General features: G+C 48.2%; 13 protein-coding genes. All 13 read left to right on the top strand.

The window, feature by feature from the left end; translation table 11 throughout:
• Positions 1-434 precede the first annotated feature (434 nt).
• A complete protein-coding gene (gene rpsP / locus QN379_RS04180) occupies positions 435-689 on the top strand; it encodes a 30S ribosomal protein S16 (RefSeq protein ID WP_108439946.1) in 255 nt (84 codons plus the stop codon).
• 101 nt (positions 690-790) lie between these two features.
• Positions 791-1,339 carry a ribosome maturation factor RimM gene (gene rimM / locus QN379_RS04185; RefSeq protein WP_322240490.1) on the top strand — a complete coding sequence of 183 codons (549 nt, stop codon included), beginning with the start codon at positions 791-793 and terminating at the stop codon, positions 1,337-1,339.
• Positions 1,340-1,464: 125 nt separating this feature from the next.
• The gene (trmD, locus tag QN379_RS04190; protein WP_322236367.1) at positions 1,465-2,220 is read left to right on the top strand and encodes a tRNA (guanosine(37)-N1)-methyltransferase TrmD; all 756 of its coding nucleotides are present in this window, start codon (positions 1,465-1,467) and stop codon (positions 2,218-2,220) included.
• Between the two features lie 195 nt (positions 2,221-2,415).
• Positions 2,416-2,799 carry a 50S ribosomal protein L19 gene (gene rplS / locus QN379_RS04195; RefSeq protein WP_108439945.1) on the top strand — a complete coding sequence of 128 codons (384 nt, stop codon included), beginning with the start codon at positions 2,416-2,418 and terminating at the stop codon, positions 2,797-2,799.
• A gap of 233 nt (positions 2,800-3,032) precedes the next feature.
• Positions 3,033-3,704 (top strand): CoA pyrophosphatase, encoded by a 672-nt coding sequence (locus QN379_RS04200; protein ID WP_416186813.1) that lies wholly within the window; start codon positions 3,033-3,035, stop codon positions 3,702-3,704.
• Between the two features lie 431 nt (positions 3,705-4,135).
• The gene (locus QN379_RS04205; protein WP_323506088.1) at positions 4,136-5,092 is read left to right on the top strand and encodes a CobD/CbiB family protein; all 957 of its coding nucleotides are present in this window, start codon (positions 4,136-4,138) and stop codon (positions 5,090-5,092) included.
• Between the two features lie 244 nt (positions 5,093-5,336).
• Positions 5,337-5,699: a DUF3579 domain-containing protein gene (locus QN379_RS04210; protein WP_323506089.1), complete on the top strand. Its 363-nt coding sequence runs from the start codon at positions 5,337-5,339 to the stop codon at positions 5,697-5,699.
• A gap of 731 nt (positions 5,700-6,430) precedes the next feature.
• Positions 6,431-7,822, top strand: a complete 1,392-nt coding sequence (gene fumC / locus QN379_RS04215; protein ID WP_323506090.1) for a class II fumarate hydratase — start codon at positions 6,431-6,433, stop codon at positions 7,820-7,822.
• A 366-nt stretch (positions 7,823-8,188) separates the two neighbouring features.
• Positions 8,189-9,979 carry an autotransporter assembly complex family protein gene (locus tag QN379_RS04220; protein WP_323506091.1) on the top strand — a complete coding sequence of 597 codons (1,791 nt, stop codon included), beginning with the start codon at positions 8,189-8,191 and terminating at the stop codon, positions 9,977-9,979.
• A 197-nt stretch (positions 9,980-10,176) separates the two neighbouring features.
• Positions 10,177-14,316 carry a translocation/assembly module TamB domain-containing protein gene (locus QN379_RS04225; protein ID WP_323506092.1) on the top strand — a complete coding sequence of 1,380 codons (4,140 nt, stop codon included), beginning with the start codon at positions 10,177-10,179 and terminating at the stop codon, positions 14,314-14,316.
• A gap of 85 nt (positions 14,317-14,401) precedes the next feature.
• A complete protein-coding gene (locus QN379_RS04230) occupies positions 14,402-14,926 on the top strand; it encodes a M48 family metallopeptidase (protein WP_322236382.1) in 525 nt (174 codons plus the stop codon).
• A gap of 154 nt (positions 14,927-15,080) precedes the next feature.
• The gene (locus QN379_RS04235) at positions 15,081-15,641 is read left to right on the top strand and encodes a VTT domain-containing protein (RefSeq protein ID WP_322236384.1); all 561 of its coding nucleotides are present in this window, start codon (positions 15,081-15,083) and stop codon (positions 15,639-15,641) included.
• A gap of 190 nt (positions 15,642-15,831) precedes the next feature.
• Positions 15,832-16,434: a DUF938 domain-containing protein gene (locus QN379_RS04240; protein ID WP_322236386.1), complete on the top strand. Its 603-nt coding sequence runs from the start codon at positions 15,832-15,834 to the stop codon at positions 16,432-16,434.
• The last annotated feature ends 38 nt before the right edge of the window (positions 16,435-16,472 follow it).

Genomic DNA, 16,472 nt, shown 5'->3' on the forward strand with positions numbered 1-16,472 from the left:
GAGAGGCAATAGGGTGTTGCGTTGTCGGTAACGGGGCCGTGAGTGAAACGGATATCGGGAAAAGATGAAAAGTCAGCAGCGCTTCGCAAACTGTTATTGATGTTGGTGCGCTAACTATCTCCGTAGTGTAACGTAACCGTTGCGATGTTGTATGGTGGAAATCGCGGCGTCAGTATATCTAAAACAAGTATGGAAGCGCCCTATAAAAACTAGCGCGACATAATGGCGCGACCGAGCTCTCGGAGCAGGGAAAGCGTTAAAAAAAAATCACAGTAAGCCTATAATGAAGCCCTTTTAGAGCTGGCAACTCACCTTTATAGCGCGATTGATGCAGCGCCGCGACACTGTAGGATAGTCCGAGGTTGCAGGGTTGGCCTAACTTGCGTTATAATTTGCGGCTTTTTCCGTGTTCGACAACACTTTTTGGAATCATTATGGTCGTTATTCGTTTATCTCGTGGTGGCGCTAAGAAGCGCCCGTTTTACAACATCGTAGTAACTGATTCGCGCAATCGTCGCGATGGTCGCTTTATCGAGCGTCTGGGTTTCTACAATCCAGTTGCATCTGGTGCTTCGGAAAGCTTCCGTATTGCGCAAGATCGTCTGACCCATTGGGAAGGCGTTGGCGCGCAAATGTCGCCAACTGTTGCTCGTCTGGTCAGCCAGGCTGGTAAAAAAGCTGCAGTTTAATTCTGTAGCTGGTAACTGATTTGTCTACGCTTACTTCAGCAACTATCGTGGCTCCGGTCGCAACAGTCGCAAAATCAGCGGAAGCGGCGCAATCAGGAGTCATGACTTGCGTTGTGACTCCAGCAGATTTGATCATGGTCGGTTATATAACCGGCGCCTATGGACTTCAGGGCTGGGTGCGGATCAAACCGTATTCACCTGACGCTGATGCGTTACTGAATGCCAAAAAATGGTGGCTGGGTAGGCCAAATGTGGCAGATCTGCAAGATATTGAGATGATGCAGGCCAAAAACCACAGTGGTGACATTGTGGCGCGTTTGGTTGGCGTTGTTGGACGTGAAGCTGCGGAGGGCCTTAAAGGCACTGCAGTACATGTTCGCCGTAGCCATTTTCCTGCATTGGAAGATGGAGAATTTTACTGGATCGATTTAATCGGTCTGGCGGTTGAAAATCTGCAAGGCGAGCAATTAGGTGTTGTATCAGACCTGATGGATAACGGGGCGCATCCTATTTTAAGGATCGCGCTTCCGGCTATTGTCGGTCAGGATAAGGCTTCACCTGAATTGCTGGTTCCTTTTGTGGATCAATTCGTCAAGACCGTTGATCAGAAGGCAAAAAAAATCACGGTGGACTGGGGTCTGGATTATTAGATTCTTAATTGTAGGCTCTGCAAACCTGATGGTTGGTGTCGGATTTAGCCCGGCCTTCCATCTTGATGCGATCTTCCAGCTTAAGCGGCCGACAGTTCTGGTGGACGGTGAAATAGGTGGGCGTTATGCAATTTGATGTCGTCACACTGTTTCCAGAAATGTTTGCTGCGTTAACGCAGTCGGGTGTTACCCGGCGTGCATTCGAGCAAAAAAAGTGTGAGTTGGCGTTGTGGAATCCGCGTGATTTCACCATCGACAATCATCGCACGGTTGACGATCGGCCTTACGGTGGTGGTCCTGGCATGGTAATGCTGGCGAAACCACTGGAAGCGGCGATTGATGCTGCAAAAAAACGTCAGCAGCAACAGAATTTATGTTTGCCACGTGTTGTGTATCTGTCGCCGCAAGGCCAGCCACTTACACATCAGCGTGTCATGCAACTGAGCACCGAGTCTGGTCTGGTGTTGTTGTGTGGACGTTATGAGGCTATCGACCAGCGGTTGCTGGACCGCTGTGTGGATGAAGAAATCAGCCTTGGCGATTTTGTTTTATCCGGCGGTGAGTTACCGGCAATGGCATTGATGGATGCCGTTATCAGACAATTGCCTGGCGTACTAAATGACGGTGCTTCGGCAGTCGAAGACAGCTTTGTCAATGGCTTGCTGGATTGTCCGCATTACACCAGGCCAGAAGCATATGAAGGTGTGGTCGTGCCGCCTGTTTTAATGGGTGGGCATCACGCCGAGATCGAAAAATGGCGACGCCAACAGATGTTACTGGCAACTGTTAATAAACGACCAGATTTGATCGTGAAGGCACGTCAGGATGGTTTGCTGACGGCCAGTGACGAAAAGTTTATACGAACTATTGCCAGCGTTTAATTCAGCATTTTTACGCTGTTTGAAATGTTGCTAGCTTGTTTTGACAGAGGTAATAATAAGTGGCGCCCAATAAGTAGATTTTGTAATTCTTATAATGTTGTAAGAAGAGCGACCAACCGGTCGCATGTGTAACCCCATCCTCTACTGAGCAGTGCATTGCACATAGTGTCAGCAAGATGGTATTTGGAGCTAAAAATGGATCTGATCCAGCAACTTGAGCAAGAAGAAATTGCTCGCCTAGGTAAAGTTATTCCTGAATTCGCACCTGGCGATACTGTTATCGTTAGCGTCAATGTAGTCGAAGGTACGCGCAAACGTGCTCAGGCTTACGAAGGCGTTGTGATTTCACGTCGTAACCGTGGTTTGAACTCTAACTTCATCGTCCGTAAAATTTCTTCCGGCGAAGGCGTTGAGCGTACATTCCAGTTGTACTCGCCACTGATTGCTTCGATCGAAGTGAAGCGTCGCGGTGATGTACGTCGCGCTAAGCTATACTATCTACGTGAGCGTTCGGGTAAATCGGCGCGTATCAAAGAAAAATTGCCACAACGTCGTACTGTCGCTAAAACAGCAGCGTAAGCAGTTACAGATCTGGCATGTATTTTGCATGAAGAAGGGCGCCGGTAGGTGCCCTTTTTTGTTGTTTGATTTAAGTGTTTATAGTGATGTTGTTGGGGTATGAGTGCTGCCTCAACACGCTGCCACGTATGGGCAGACCTTGGTTTTGCGAATACCTCTCTTGAAATACATGTAGAGATACCACAGCAAAGGGATTGCACTAGATCGTAATGCGCCGCGGAATAGGAATTGTTTTGGTCAAACTTACTCTCGATCCTCTGATGATGCCAATTGATGCCGTCGCAGGTGAGTTGGCGCTCGCGCCTGATAGGATGAACGCCGACTGGTTACGTCAGCGTTTCGCACAGCCGCCCCTATGGTTTCCTGAAAGCGTCGGGCAACAATTACGAGGCCTGGCTGGAGAAGGAACGCCTACTGCCGCTGCAGTCCTGATTCCGATCATTATGCATCCTGAAGGGCCGACGTTACTATTCACCCAGCGTACGGCACATCTTACGGATCACGCAGGTCAGGTCAGTTTTCCCGGTGGCAGAACAGAGCTTACCGACAGTTCACCCACTGAGACGGCATTGCGCGAGGCCGAAGAAGAGATTGGATTACCGCGCGGTGAAGTAGAAGTGATTGGCACGCTGCCAGAATACTTTACAGGTACAGGATATCGGGTAACGCCTGTAGCTGGACTGATTCAACCCCCAGCATCGTTGCGCGCAAATCCCGATGAAGTGGCGGAAATTTTTGAAGTCCCACTCGCTTTTTTGATGGATGGTCTGAATCATCAACTGCGTACGTTTGATTTGCCAGATGGTTATCGACGTACGTTTTACGCGATGCCTTACGAGCGTTTTTTCATATGGGGCGCGACCGCGGCCATGCTGCGTAATTTATTCCACTTTCTGCGCGCGTAATTATCACGTTTTGGCTTATCTAAGGGCCACGAACCGGTGTCTCGTGTAATTGCTCTGGTCCGGCGAATACTAGTCAGCTGTCTTTCGATGCCTGGTATTGCTTCTTTTTGCTTCTAATACGCACAAAACTATCTTTTTCCAGCGCCTCTAAGAAATAAACTCTGTTAAATGACGGACAAATTTGATTCTGTCACTAGGCTGCGTTATCGTATGGTTTATCGTTTCGTTTAAATGACAATTCATGCAAAATTGTTGGAAGTAACACGCTTTATTGCGAGCTTGGCTGGAAGCCACACGAATCGTCGCGATCATTAAGACGTTATATTTTTTATGTACGCATGATTCGTACATAAAAAATGTAACTCTCTGCGACAATTTTGCATAGATTCTATAAATATAAAACAGGATTTGCTGACTTTTAAGGCTGGTTGATGACTTTTCTCTCTATTCTGTTTGCGTTATTAATCGAGCAATTAAAACCGCTCCGTGCGGACAATCCGGTGTACACGTGGGTTAAGCATTTTGCACTTATGGTGGAAGGCTGGCTAAACGCCGGTCAGGCACGCCACGGTCGCTTAGGTTGGTTTTGTATCATGTTGGCATTGATGGTTCCGACGGCGTTGATTTATTGGGTGTGCGTTCATATTGGTGCTTGGGCCGCGTTTGCATGGAACGTTATTATTGTCTATTTAACACTGGGATTTCGGCATTATAGTCATTACTTCACGTCGATCCAGCTGGCTTTAAATACCGGTGATGATGCCACTGCCCGGACTCTCCTGGCCGAATGGACCAAGCAAGATACAACCGATATGGAAGTGGGCGAGATTTCGCGTATTGCGGTGGAAAAGGCTTTAATCACCACGCATCGAAACGTATTTGGCGTATTTTTTTGGTTTTTGATGCCGCTCGGCCCGGCCTGCGCAGTGATGTATCGGGTTGCTGAATACTTGGCACGGGCCTGGAATGAACCTGACCACATGAAAAACGAACAGTTTGGTCGGTTTGCAACCCAAGCGTTTTATTGGATAGATTGGATTCCTGCGCGACTGACAGCGTCTGCCTTTGCCGTCGTTGGCAATTTTGAGGATGCTATTTTCGCGTGGCGCAATTTTGCTGATCGCTGGAAAAATGAGACTGATGGCATTATTTTGTCATCTGGTGGTGGGGCAATGGGTGTTTTGCTTGGAACCCCCAACGAGAATGCCAGCGATTTTCTTCCGATTGACGCCGCTACGGTAGACTCTACCGGGATTGAAACGGACAGTCCGCCTGGTGAATTGCCGACTCCGCGTGCATTGCAAAGCACAGTGGGCTTGGTCTGGCGTGCCCTGCTGCTATGGATGTTTTTGTTGTTACTTTTTTCAGTTGGCGTGTGGTTGGGCTAAGTGCTTTTTGAACGGAGCCATCTAATTTTTACATAGTCTTCTATAAGATATAATACGTAAGAATTGATCGCGTAATTGTAGATTGGATCAACCGACCGGCTTCGATCGAATGATTGGTTTATCGACGTGCATACGCTGCACGTCTGGTCTAATCATCCTCAATTACATAAAACCCTTGCTCTCATCTCATGAGGATGCTGAGAATACGTTTATTGTAAGTATCAAAAAGAAATGAGCTGTCCGCATGGCCGATATTATTAAACCCCCTAATGCGCCCGCCCGTGAATTTTTTATTCAGGGAATAACCTCCGATGGAAGACAGTTTCGCCCGAGCGACTGGGCGGAACGCTTGTGTGGCGCGATGTCCTGTTTTCGACCTGAAGGCGTTGGTGGCCGTAATTCACATTTACAATATTCTCCTTATGTTTTGCCAACGTTGCTTAACGGTATCCGTTCGGTCGTAGTGAATGAAGATTTAAGAGAAATCGAGCCACTCGCATATCATTTCGTTGTGAACTTTGCCAAAGACAATGATTTGCAGATTGTGCATGCGTGTTTGCTGCCCGATGCAGATCAATCTGGCGGCGAGTCACCAAAATCCTCCTGATATTGAAATCGGCTGAAAGCAGGTCGGCTATTCTGTCGCTACCTGCCTGATTGCGCCTGTAATGTGACTTCTGACGGAAACTTTATTCCTCCAATATTTGCCACACCACCAATTCTCCTTTAAATCTAGCAAAAAAGCTCTTCGACACATCTTCCAAGGCACGCGTTAAGGTATCTTTCAAGTGGCGCAGCGTAGTTAGGAGTTACTAGTAAATGGTGAGTAGTGAGTAGTAAGTAGTGAGTCCAACATTTTGCCCATATAGCCGGTACTGATTGAAATGTTGTAATGGTTGTAGCGCTTTTTTGATGCTACTCGATACGAATGTTGTTACATCCCATCCCATCCCATCCTTGAGCTGCTTTAACTTGGGTTTTTCTCCCGCAATAACCTCCAGACCATTTTTTAAAATCTCACATCAAATTACCATTTGTTCACTTTGATTCCGCTATTTTTATAGCTTGGACGAATCTCCTGATGAGCCGAAGTTTTCATCTATTTATCAGCAAAAAGTTTCCGATCGCTATTGGGAACGCCTGCACCAATTTGGGGTCGAAGAGGCCGCCAACTATCGGTGGATGCTAGACTGTAGACAAATCTGCTATAAAATTAGTCAAAGCATCTGGCTCTCTGCGTTTTGCATTGATGTATGGCGGTCTGAAAGACCTCGATTTGGGTGGCGCTTGATGGCGCAGCCAACACTCTGAAGTTGTATTTTTCTTTTGGAGCTAAAGATGGAAAGTACCAGAATTGAACGGGATACGTTTGGCAATATTGAAGTACTGAATGCGCGACTTTGGGGAGCGCAGACGCAACGCTCATTAGCGCATTTTCATATTTCCACTGAGCGTATGCCAGTCGAATTGATTACTGCGCTGGCATATGTCAAACACGCCTGCGCCCAAGTAAATTTGGATCTCGGCAAGTTGCCGGCACAAAAAGCCAATGCGATTATGCAAGCGGCGACCGAGGTCAGTAGCGGCAAGCATCCAGACGAATTTCCATTGGCAGTCTGGCAGACCGGTTCTGGTACGCAGAGCAATATGAACATGAATGAAGTGCTAGCGAATCGTGCTTCCGAGTTGCTTGGTGGAGAACGTGGCGAAACACGTTTGATCCATCCTAATGATGCGGTTAATCTAAGTCAGTCATCCAACGATATTTTTCCGACAGCGATGCATGTCGCCGCAGTGTTGGGCATGAGCGAATTGTTGCTGCCCGCGTTAAGTGCTTTACGCGACACATTGCAGAAAAAATCTGTCGCATTTGTCGACATCGTCAAGATTGGGCGTACCCATTTGCAGGACGCAACACCGCTCACGCTCGGTCAGGAATTTTCTGGCTATGTGGCGCAACTCGATTTCGCCGAACGTAATATTGCCGCTTCATTAGACGGTTTGTGCGCGCTTGCTGCGGGCGGCACGGCAGTCGGTACCGGCATGAATGCACATCCTGAATTTGGTGCGCGTGTCGCTGCCGAGTTAAGCAAAGCGCTGAATGTACCATTTCGTACGGCAGAAAATAAGTTCGCTGCGCTCGCCGCACATGATGCGTTGGTCGCGGCACATGGCGCATTAAAGACGTTGGCCGCAGCCCTGATGAAGATCGCCAACGATGTTCGCTGGATGGCGTCGGGTCCGCGTTCTGGCTTGGGAGAAATAAGTATTCCAGAAAATGAACCTGGTAGTTCAATTATGCCCGGCAAGGTCAATCCGACTCAATGTGAAGCATTGACGATGATTTGCTGTCAGGTCTTTGGCAATGACGTCGCCATTAACTTCGGTGGTGCATCGGGTAATTTTGAATTAAATGTTTTCAAGCCATTGATCGCGCATAATTTTTTGCAAAGCGTCCGTCTGCTTACGGACGGTATGCATAGTTTTGACCATCATTGCGCATCTGGCATTGCCGCCAACGAGGATCGTATCGCAGAACTGATGGCACGCTCGCTGATGTTGGTTACTGCGTTGGCACCGCATATCGGTTACGACAAAGCGGCTCAAATTGCCAAGCATGCGCATCACGATGGCAGTACTTTGAAGCAAGCGGCGCTGGATCTGGGTTACGTTACCGAAGATCAGTTTGTGGCTTGGGTGCAACCGTCCAGGATGACTTATCCAGAGTAATCTACAGCAGTTCAGCCTGTCATTGGTTGACGTGCCGGTTGAATAATTGATGCCGAAAAAATGTTAAATCAGGTTAAGTTTCCCTAAATATGCAGGTTTGCGAGGTTCTTGCGGCCTGCTTTATTTATAATGCACAATTAATGTCGATGGCTGCTTCGAAGATTGTCATCAATCTGTTTGCCTCAATTGCTATCGCCGCACTTCGCTACCCTGTTATGTTACTGAGATATTAATACGTACGTATTCTATTAGCGTAGCCTGACTTTTTTGTTAAATCCCGAACGCTATGCTTCAATTTCTTTTCTCTTATCAATGTTGTTGGGGCGCTGTTATGTCGAGCCGCTTTTGCTACGAGGACTATTGCGCATGAGGAAGTGCCACGGCAAGTCCGTTAGATGGTTCACAAACCGACTCTGCGGGGTTGTTTTCGGCGTTCTTTCCTTTAGTGCTACCGACGCCTTTGCCGTCTATAAGGTTGAGATTGAGGCTCCTAAAGAAATTAGTGCCCTATTGAAGCAGCATCTGGACCTAGTGCGCTATAAGGATCGCGACGACTTGAGTGACGATCAGCTAAAATTTATGCTCGATACGGTCAACGACCAAGTCACCCAACTCACGTCTACTGAGGGTTATTTTTTGCCCACCACCGAAGTGACGGTCGACGATGGAAAAGTCAAAGTCATCCATCTCAAAGTTGATGCACATAAACGGACGATCGTTTCCAGCGCAACTATCGATGTGACAGGGAAGGTAGCGACGGAGGTGCCAGAGCGGATTCCGCGTATTCAACGCAACTGGCGCTTGCCCGTTGGCCAGCCATTTCGTCAGAGTGATTGGGATGCGGCTAAGGAGCATAGTTTACAGCTGTTGCAATATAAGGGATTTCCGTCTGCGAAGATTGCCCATTCGGAGGCAAGGATTGAGGCCGACAACAGTGAAGCGCAGTTATCGGTTGAGTATGAAAGTGGGCCGTCATTTACGCTAGGTGCGTTGCAAATTACCGGAACTAAACGCTATCCGAATACGATCATCCAAAATGTTAATCCATTAAGTGTTGGCGAGAATTACGATCTGGACCGTTTGCTGTATCTGCAGCGGCAAATACAAAACACCGGCTATTTTGGTAACGTCATCGTGGGAATTGACGACGATGCGACCAACCCGGCGTTGACGCCGGTAAAGGTGCAGGTTACTGAGTTTCCAGCACAGCGTCTTAGAGCTGGAGTCGGTTATGCGACAGATACGGGTGCTCAGGTCCAGGGTGGCTACTCGAATTACAATGTGTTTGGCGATGCCTGGATATTTGACAGTACGGCCAAAATTGAACAGCGACGTCAGTATGGATCGCTCAGCTTAAACATGCCGCCGGACCAACGTAGTTTTGTGAATGGCATTAATACTTCATATGATCGCACTACTCTTCAAGGAGTGGACCTGCGCAGCCAGAGGATTGGGTTAAAGCGCGCACGTTCTCTGGAAAACTATGACACAGCATTGACGCTTGATTACTATCGCGATTCGCTGCAACAGACCGATGGCGCCGTTTTACCGCCGGACACTGTCGTTTTGCCAGGTAAACATCAAGCAGTAGTGCCAGGATTTAGCTGGACCCGGCGTGATGTCGACGATCAGATTTTTCCGACTGAAGGCCATATTTTTTCCGTACAAACGGGGATCGCTTTGAAGGGATTACTCACCGACCAAAGTTTTTTTCGCGCTTATCTTCGCTATAAAAAATATATTCCGATCGCTAAACGCGACATCATGATTTTCCGCGTCGAAGGCGGCGCGGTATTTACAAAAGGGGCCAGCGCGGAAGTCCCTGCATCGTTACTGTTCCGGGCTGGCGGGAATGAGTCTGTGCGCGGTTATAGCTATCAGGGTATCGGCAATACCCAAAACGGCACGGTCTATCCCACAAAATATCTAGTGACTGCCAGCGCCGAATATCAGCATTGGTTTAATCACAGTTGGGGCGCCGCAATATTCTACGATATCGGCGCTGCGACCAATAGCTTCGTCGATAGGGAAATTAAGGTTGGTACGGGAGTTGGTGCGCGCTGGCGCAGTCCCGTGGGTCCGGTCAACGTTGATCTGGCCTATGGCGTCCAGGACAGGCGTATTCGGCCTCACATTTCGCTCGGTATTGCATTCTGATGACTTTTTATGATTGTAAAAATATTTTTCGGTGCGGTGATTTTTTATAGACATAGGACAGATTTCTTATCTGTCATGCCCGTAAAATTTTGTTATTAAACCGATAGAAAAACAGCTGGATTGCAGTGGCCGTATAACGGTACTCAATCATTCGGGCAGGTGCCGGATCCATCCATTTACTACGACAAGATATTTGCATGACCAAAGCAATAGCATCAAACACCGATCAATCAGCCACGCCAAACCCAGCGCCGCCAGCGTCGGGAAAAAACGGCGGTGGCCGTTCAGGTTTCGTCCGCAGAATAGCCGCGCTAATGTTGACGCTACTACTCATTCTGGTGTTGATGATCTGCGCCCTGTTCATTGGACTCCGCACGGAATCCGGGACTAAAGCAATATGGAATACGGCGACTTGGCTATCGCAAAAACATCTAAGTGGCGAATTAGCTGGCGGTACGGTGGCGGAAGGCGTGCGGCTGAAGAACGTGGTTTATCGTGATGCAACGCAAGAATTTACTATCGATAAAATTGATGGAAGTTGGCGCCTGACATTTTCTCCATTGAAATTCAGTATCAACTATTTGCACATTGGCACCGTGGCAGCACGGATGCAGCCAACGCCGTCCGAGCCAATGGTATTGCCAACGCGATTAACGTTGCCGCTGGCATTATCGCTCGATAGTATTACGCTGGATAAGCTTGCCCTGACGGAAGGATTAAGTACAACGGAATATCGTAATCTATCGTTGCACGGACAATCTGACGGGACGCAACATACGCTGGTATTAGAACGTTTGGACACAGCATTCGGTAGCGCAAATGGAACGGTGCATTTACAGGGCACGAAACCGTTTTCGATTAGCGGTGGTGCAGAACTAAAAGGTGCTTACGAACAGGAAAAATATCAGATCGTTGCCAAAGTGTCGGGCACATTATCTGATTTGAATCTTGCTTTGCAAGGCAACGGCGACAAACTACGCGCCACTGCCGAGATTGCTGCGACACCGTTTGCACCGATCCCGTTTGAGCGCGTGCGTATCAGCGCTACGCACATCAACCCAAAATTATTCAGCGCCGGTGCACCGTTGGCGGACTTGAATATTCAGGCCGATCTGACGCCGATTTCTCCTCCGGAAGCGGTTGACGGTGTGCCAGCAAAGACGAACATATCAGGCAGCAAAGTTGATTTAGCGTTGCTGGCGGTGAGCGGCCCTTTGCATATCTCGAACGCGATTCCCGGTGCTCTCGATAAAGATCGCTTGCCGTTGATCTCCGTAGACGCGCAATTACGTCTGGACGCGAAAACCCAGCAACTATCAGGCTTGAAAATTAAATTACTGGATAAAGGTTTGATCAGCGGTGCGGGTGAATATCACGCCGATGGTAAAGAGAAAAATACCGGTAATTTTACCTTTGATGTTGCCGATCTCGATCTACATGCATTGCATGGAAAATTACAGACGTCGCAATTGCAAGGTCCAATTAGTGTCACTCTGACGCCGGATACACAAGTAATCGGATTAACCTTGGCCGACAAAAATTTTTCGGCAAAAATGGATGCGGTGATTGATCCCAAAAAAATAGATTTGCGCCTCGCAGAATTGGTAGCCGGGCCTGCACATCTTAATCTGAGCGGAACCGTGGATCGTACCAACGGTATGGCTTATACGATGAAGGGGAAACTACGTGATTTCGATCCTGCTTTATGGATAAAGAGTAGTTCTCCAGCGGCCAAAAAGTCGGACAAGAAATTTGAAAAGCAACCGCACATAAAGAGCAGCTACGTAAAGACAGCAAAACCTGTTTCTGCAAGCATCAACATGGATATTAATGCTGCCGGGAAGTTAGCGCCGACGTTGCAACTAAAGTTGGCATTCAATATTCTCGATAGCGTTTATGACCACCTGCCAATGACGGGGAAAGGCGTTATCAATCTGCTTGATAAGCGCTTATTGCCAAGTGAGGCGCAAATCTCCGTGGCAGGTAATAACGCCCAATTAAAGGGCAATTTTGGTGTGCCGGGAGATCATTTTAACTTCAAGGTAGATGCGCCGGAATTACAGCGATTGGGATTTGGTTTGTCAGGTGCGCTCAATACGGAAGGGCAGGTCAGCGGAAGCATTCAAAAGCCCGTCGTCAAGGCGACCTATCGCGCGGAAAAGTTAGTATTCGGGGCGCAGCAAATCGACAGTTTGTCCGGGCAGGCCGATATTCAAGCCGACTTGAGTGCCAAGGTATCCGCCGCCACCAACCGCCTCCAAGTCAGCATCGAAGCGCATGGTTACCGTGGCCCAGATATTGCGTTGAGCAAAATGAACGCAAGCCTATCCGGTACTTTTGGCGATCACAGTTTAAAGCTTGATACTGTTGGTATCGTGCGCGATAAGCCATTGGCACTGACTTTGGCCGCGCAAGGAAAAGTGATTCAAAATGCCACCGGCTATGGTTGGCAGGGCACGCTAGGCGAATTGAAAAATCAAGGTATTCCTCGTGTGTCACTAGACACGCCTTTGTCCATTAGCGTGGCAGGAGATAAGATTATTTTAGGCGCGACTCGGCTGACGATTGCCGATGCGGTCATTGATTTAAAAAATCTAAGTATCGATCATGGGCGCATACAGTCGGCTGGTGCCGTGAATGCGCTGAATGTGAAAACGGTAGTCGATCTTGTACATGAATTTACCGGCACTGCGCCACCGTTAAAAACAGACCTGGTCCTCGACAGTCGCTGGGATTTTGGATTGTCAGACAGCGCCACCGGGTTTGTTGAGATTAACCGACGTAGCGGTGATATCCGGGTGACATCAGGGCGCGGAGACATTCCGCTGGGATTGACAGAACTGCGCCTGCGTGCGGATCTTCAGGGAACACAGGTTAATGTGAATACGGCTCTCTCTGCCGCCAAAATCGGTTCAGTGAATGCGCAAGTGAAATTAGGTTTGAACCGTATCGGGAACGGGTTAATGATCACCGACAACGCGTCCTTATCGGGTGCAGTAAAAGCCAGCGTTCCGCAACTAAAAACGGTCGGCAGTCTGATCGGGCCGCTAGTCGGTTTAGACGGTAATCTGAAGATGGAGCTAAAGCTTGATGGGGTTTTAGGACAACCGACCCTGTCCGGTACGGTTGCAGGCGATAATCTGGCGGTCACCCTCTATGATCAGGGAATAAAATTACGTGATGGTATCGCACGGTTTAATGTGGAAAAAAATGTCATCGCATTACAGCAGTTGGAGTTTCATGGTGGCGATGGAACACTACGCGCCAATGGTCAACTTCAGCTTGGAAAATCGAATCCTGATGTGACGGCTACGATCGTCGCGGATCGGTTGCAACTATTTGCCAGTCCAGATCGTCAGTTGATGTTATCAGGGCAAGCCAAGGTAGCCAATGTCAACGAGCAGTTGCACGTGGATGGCAAGTTCACCATCGATAAGGCATTGTTCGATTTGCCTAAGACTAGTGCTCCGGCGCTCGGAGACGACGTCGTGATCGTTCGCAATGATGGGAAAACCCGTTCTGCGCCGTTGACCGACAAACAGAAAATAGCAAAAACGGCGGAAAAGCCAGCTGGAAGCTTGACCCCGATTATGAATATCGATGTCAATTTCGGCAATGATTTTCGTTTTCGTGGAAGCGGTGCCGATCTCAAATTAGGCGGCACGATGTCGGTGCATAGTGAACCGTTTGCGCCATTGCGTGCCAGTGGCACGATCCGTGTCACCGACGGAACTTATGAAGTATTTGGTCGAAAATTGGCAATTGAACGCGGGTTAATTAATTTTACCGGACCGCTGAATAATCCTAACATTAACATCTTGGCGATGCGGCGTAATCAAGATGTCGAAGCCGGCGCAGAAATTAGTGGTTATGCATCCTCGCCGCGGGTCAAGCTGGTATCTGAGCCAAATGTCTCCGACGAAGAAAAACTGTCGTGGTTAATGTTCGGTCATGGCAGCGACAGTAGTGCGCTCGGCCAGCGTCAGGCCGCCGGTCAGGCCTTGGCGTTTTTGGGTAATTATGGCGGCAAAAAAATAGCCCAAGGCGTCGGGCTCGATGAATTCTCGATTGGTTCCAGTGAGTCAGGTTTAGTCGATGAACAGGTTGTCAATATAGGCAAAGCAATTACCGAAAAAATTAATCTCGGTTACGAGCAGGGCCTGACCAGCGCAGCTAGCGTGTTAAAACTCACCTGGCAATTTTCGCGTCGATGGTCGATGGTTTTGCGTGGTGGCACCATCAACGGTCTGGACGTTTTGTTCACTAAGCGCTTTGATTCGTTTTGGGCAGAAAAGAAGGGGAAACCCCCCGCCGAGAAACCGGACGTAGATTTCTAGTAAGTAGTAGGGATGTGCAGTATTGCCGTCTTGGACAACAATTCTTCTTTTATACATGTAGTTATTTTTTAGATATCGCCGCTTTATGACTCCGCTTAAATACCTTCAGGCCTATCCGTCCGCATTGCAGGATCAGATACGCCAACTCATTGAACAAAAGCGTTTGGGGGAATATCTACTTAAGCGGTATCCGGGCAAACACGCGGTCCAAAATGATAAGGCTTTGTATGCTTATACTTTGTCATTAAAACAGGCACATTTAAAAAATGCACCGAATATTGATAAGGTGCTCTTCGACAGTCGGCTCGATTTGACGCACAAAGCGCTAGGACTGCACACCGCCATCTCGCGGGTGCAAGGAGGAAAACTGAAGGCTAAGAAAGAAATCCGCGTAGCGGCACTGTTCAAAGAGGCAGCGCCAGAATTTTTGCAAATGATCGTCGTACACGAACTGGCGCATCTGAAAGAGCAAGATCATAACAAGGCATTTTACAAACTATGTGAGTATATGCTGCCCGAATATCACCAGTTGGAGTTTGACCTGCGGGTTTTCCTAACCTTTCGTGAACTACGTAAAGCGGGGCTTGATATGGACAGTCAAGCGGTTTGATATGGTTACTTTTGCGGTACAGCAGACCCAAGAATCAGCATAGTGTAGTGGTAAATTGAATCCATGGCTAAACGATAAAAGATGGTTAACAACGATATGCTACTGACGTTGAGTTTGATCAGCAACATTTGACCTCCAGACGGAAAGGCGCACCATGCACCGCTACAAACGATTGTGTATCGTCATTCTGTTTTTGTTGGCGCTGCTCGCGCTATTTCAATTTTCTGGATTGAGAGAGCATTTCAACCTGGCTTTTGTCCGTCAACAGTTGGTCGATAACAAACTGACCGGGTTGCTGGTTTTTGTCGTGTTGTTCTGCGTCGGGAATCTGGTTCAAATACCAGGCTGGATATTTCTGGCAGCGGCGGTGCTCGCCCTTGGCAAAACCTGGGGTGGCGTGGCGACTTACATTGCGGCCACCATTTCGTGCTTGTTTACTTTCCTGACGATTCGCTTCGTCGGTGGCGATGCAATACGAGCAGTGAAAAATCGGTATGCGCTAAAGATACTGCATGGTCTTGATGCCCATCCGATTAAAAGTATTGCGTTGCTTCGCGTATTATTTCAGACCGTTCCAGCCCTCAATTATGCACTTGCACTTTCTGGCGTCAAATTTCACAAATATGTGATTGGAACGATGCTCGGTTTGCCATTGCCGATTATGTTGTATTGCTTATTTTTTGATTATATTGGCAAGGTGTTGCATGTGATTTGAAGCGTGCAGATGGTGCTGAAAATGATGCAATCTAGTAAGGCAATCATTCTCGATATCATGATTCTGTATTGCTGTTGAAACATGAAACTTCAATGAGCAGATAGCGCGGTAAGCCCTCACCATGCCGTCGAAGTTCGCTATTTTTGCTATTTCCGATAGTATATGCGTTCAATTGAACCGGAAAGCCACAATGACCAAACAGTTTTCAATCGCTTGCGAGCGTAACCGTCTTCCTATTGCAGCAGTTTTGGCAAGTAAATTGGTGGCATCGCAGCGCGTGTTAGAGATCGGCAGTGGCACGGGACAGCACGCGGTTTATTTTGCAGAGCAGCTTCCCCATCTGATATGGCAAACCAGCGATCTAACGGCAAATCACGCTAGTATTCTGGCGTGGCAAGAAGAGGCGCAGTTACCAAATGTATTGTCGCCGTTAACGCTAGACATGTCCGACGTTGATTGGTCGCAGTCACTGACTGGCCAGTACGATGCGGTGTTCACGGCCAATACTTGCCACATCATGTCGTGGCCCCAAGTACAGAATATGTTTTCAGGTGTCGGTCGTTTACTGAAGACGGGCGGCCGCTTTTGGACGTACGGACCTTTTAATGTCGACGGCCAATTTACTAGCGATAGTAATGCTGCGTTTGATGTCAGCTTGAAAAATTATGCTGCGCATATGGGACTTCGGGATATGGCAGATTTGGTTCTGTTGGCCGCAGAAAATAAGCTCCTTCTGGCGGCGGATCAGCTTATGCCTGCCAATAACCGGCTATTGGAATGGGAGCGGGTGTAACGCGATTAATCATTTTCTGCCCGGTCGCTTCTGAGGAA

The organism is Glaciimonas sp. Gout2 (assembly GCF_035018905.1).
In the GTDB taxonomy this organism is placed as follows: Bacteria; Pseudomonadota; Gammaproteobacteria; order Burkholderiales; family Burkholderiaceae_D; genus Glaciimonas.

Coding starts and splice junctions, on each gene's coding strand:
- QN379_RS04210 (WP_323506089.1), top strand. CDS start 5,337: ATGGCCGATATTATTAAACCCCCTAATGCGCCCGCCCGTGAATTTTTT.
- QN379_RS04220 (WP_323506091.1), top strand. CDS start 8,189: ATGAGGAAGTGCCACGGCAAGTCCGTTAGATGGTTCACAAACCGACTC.
- rplS (WP_108439945.1), top strand. CDS start 2,416: ATGGATCTGATCCAGCAACTTGAGCAAGAAGAAATTGCTCGCCTAGGT.
- QN379_RS04230 (WP_322236382.1), top strand. CDS start 14,402: ATGACTCCGCTTAAATACCTTCAGGCCTATCCGTCCGCATTGCAGGAT.
- QN379_RS04240 (WP_322236386.1), top strand. CDS start 15,832: ATGACCAAACAGTTTTCAATCGCTTGCGAGCGTAACCGTCTTCCTATT.
- rimM (WP_322240490.1), top strand. CDS start 791: ATGACTTGCGTTGTGACTCCAGCAGATTTGATCATGGTCGGTTATATA.
- fumC (WP_323506090.1), top strand. CDS start 6,431: ATGGAAAGTACCAGAATTGAACGGGATACGTTTGGCAATATTGAAGTA.
- QN379_RS04225 (WP_323506092.1), top strand. CDS start 10,177: ATGACCAAAGCAATAGCATCAAACACCGATCAATCAGCCACGCCAAAC.
- rpsP (WP_108439946.1), top strand. CDS start 435: ATGGTCGTTATTCGTTTATCTCGTGGTGGCGCTAAGAAGCGCCCGTTT.
- QN379_RS04205 (WP_323506088.1), top strand. CDS start 4,136: ATGACTTTTCTCTCTATTCTGTTTGCGTTATTAATCGAGCAATTAAAA.
- QN379_RS04235 (WP_322236384.1), top strand. CDS start 15,081: ATGCACCGCTACAAACGATTGTGTATCGTCATTCTGTTTTTGTTGGCG.
- trmD (WP_322236367.1), top strand. CDS start 1,465: ATGCAATTTGATGTCGTCACACTGTTTCCAGAAATGTTTGCTGCGTTA.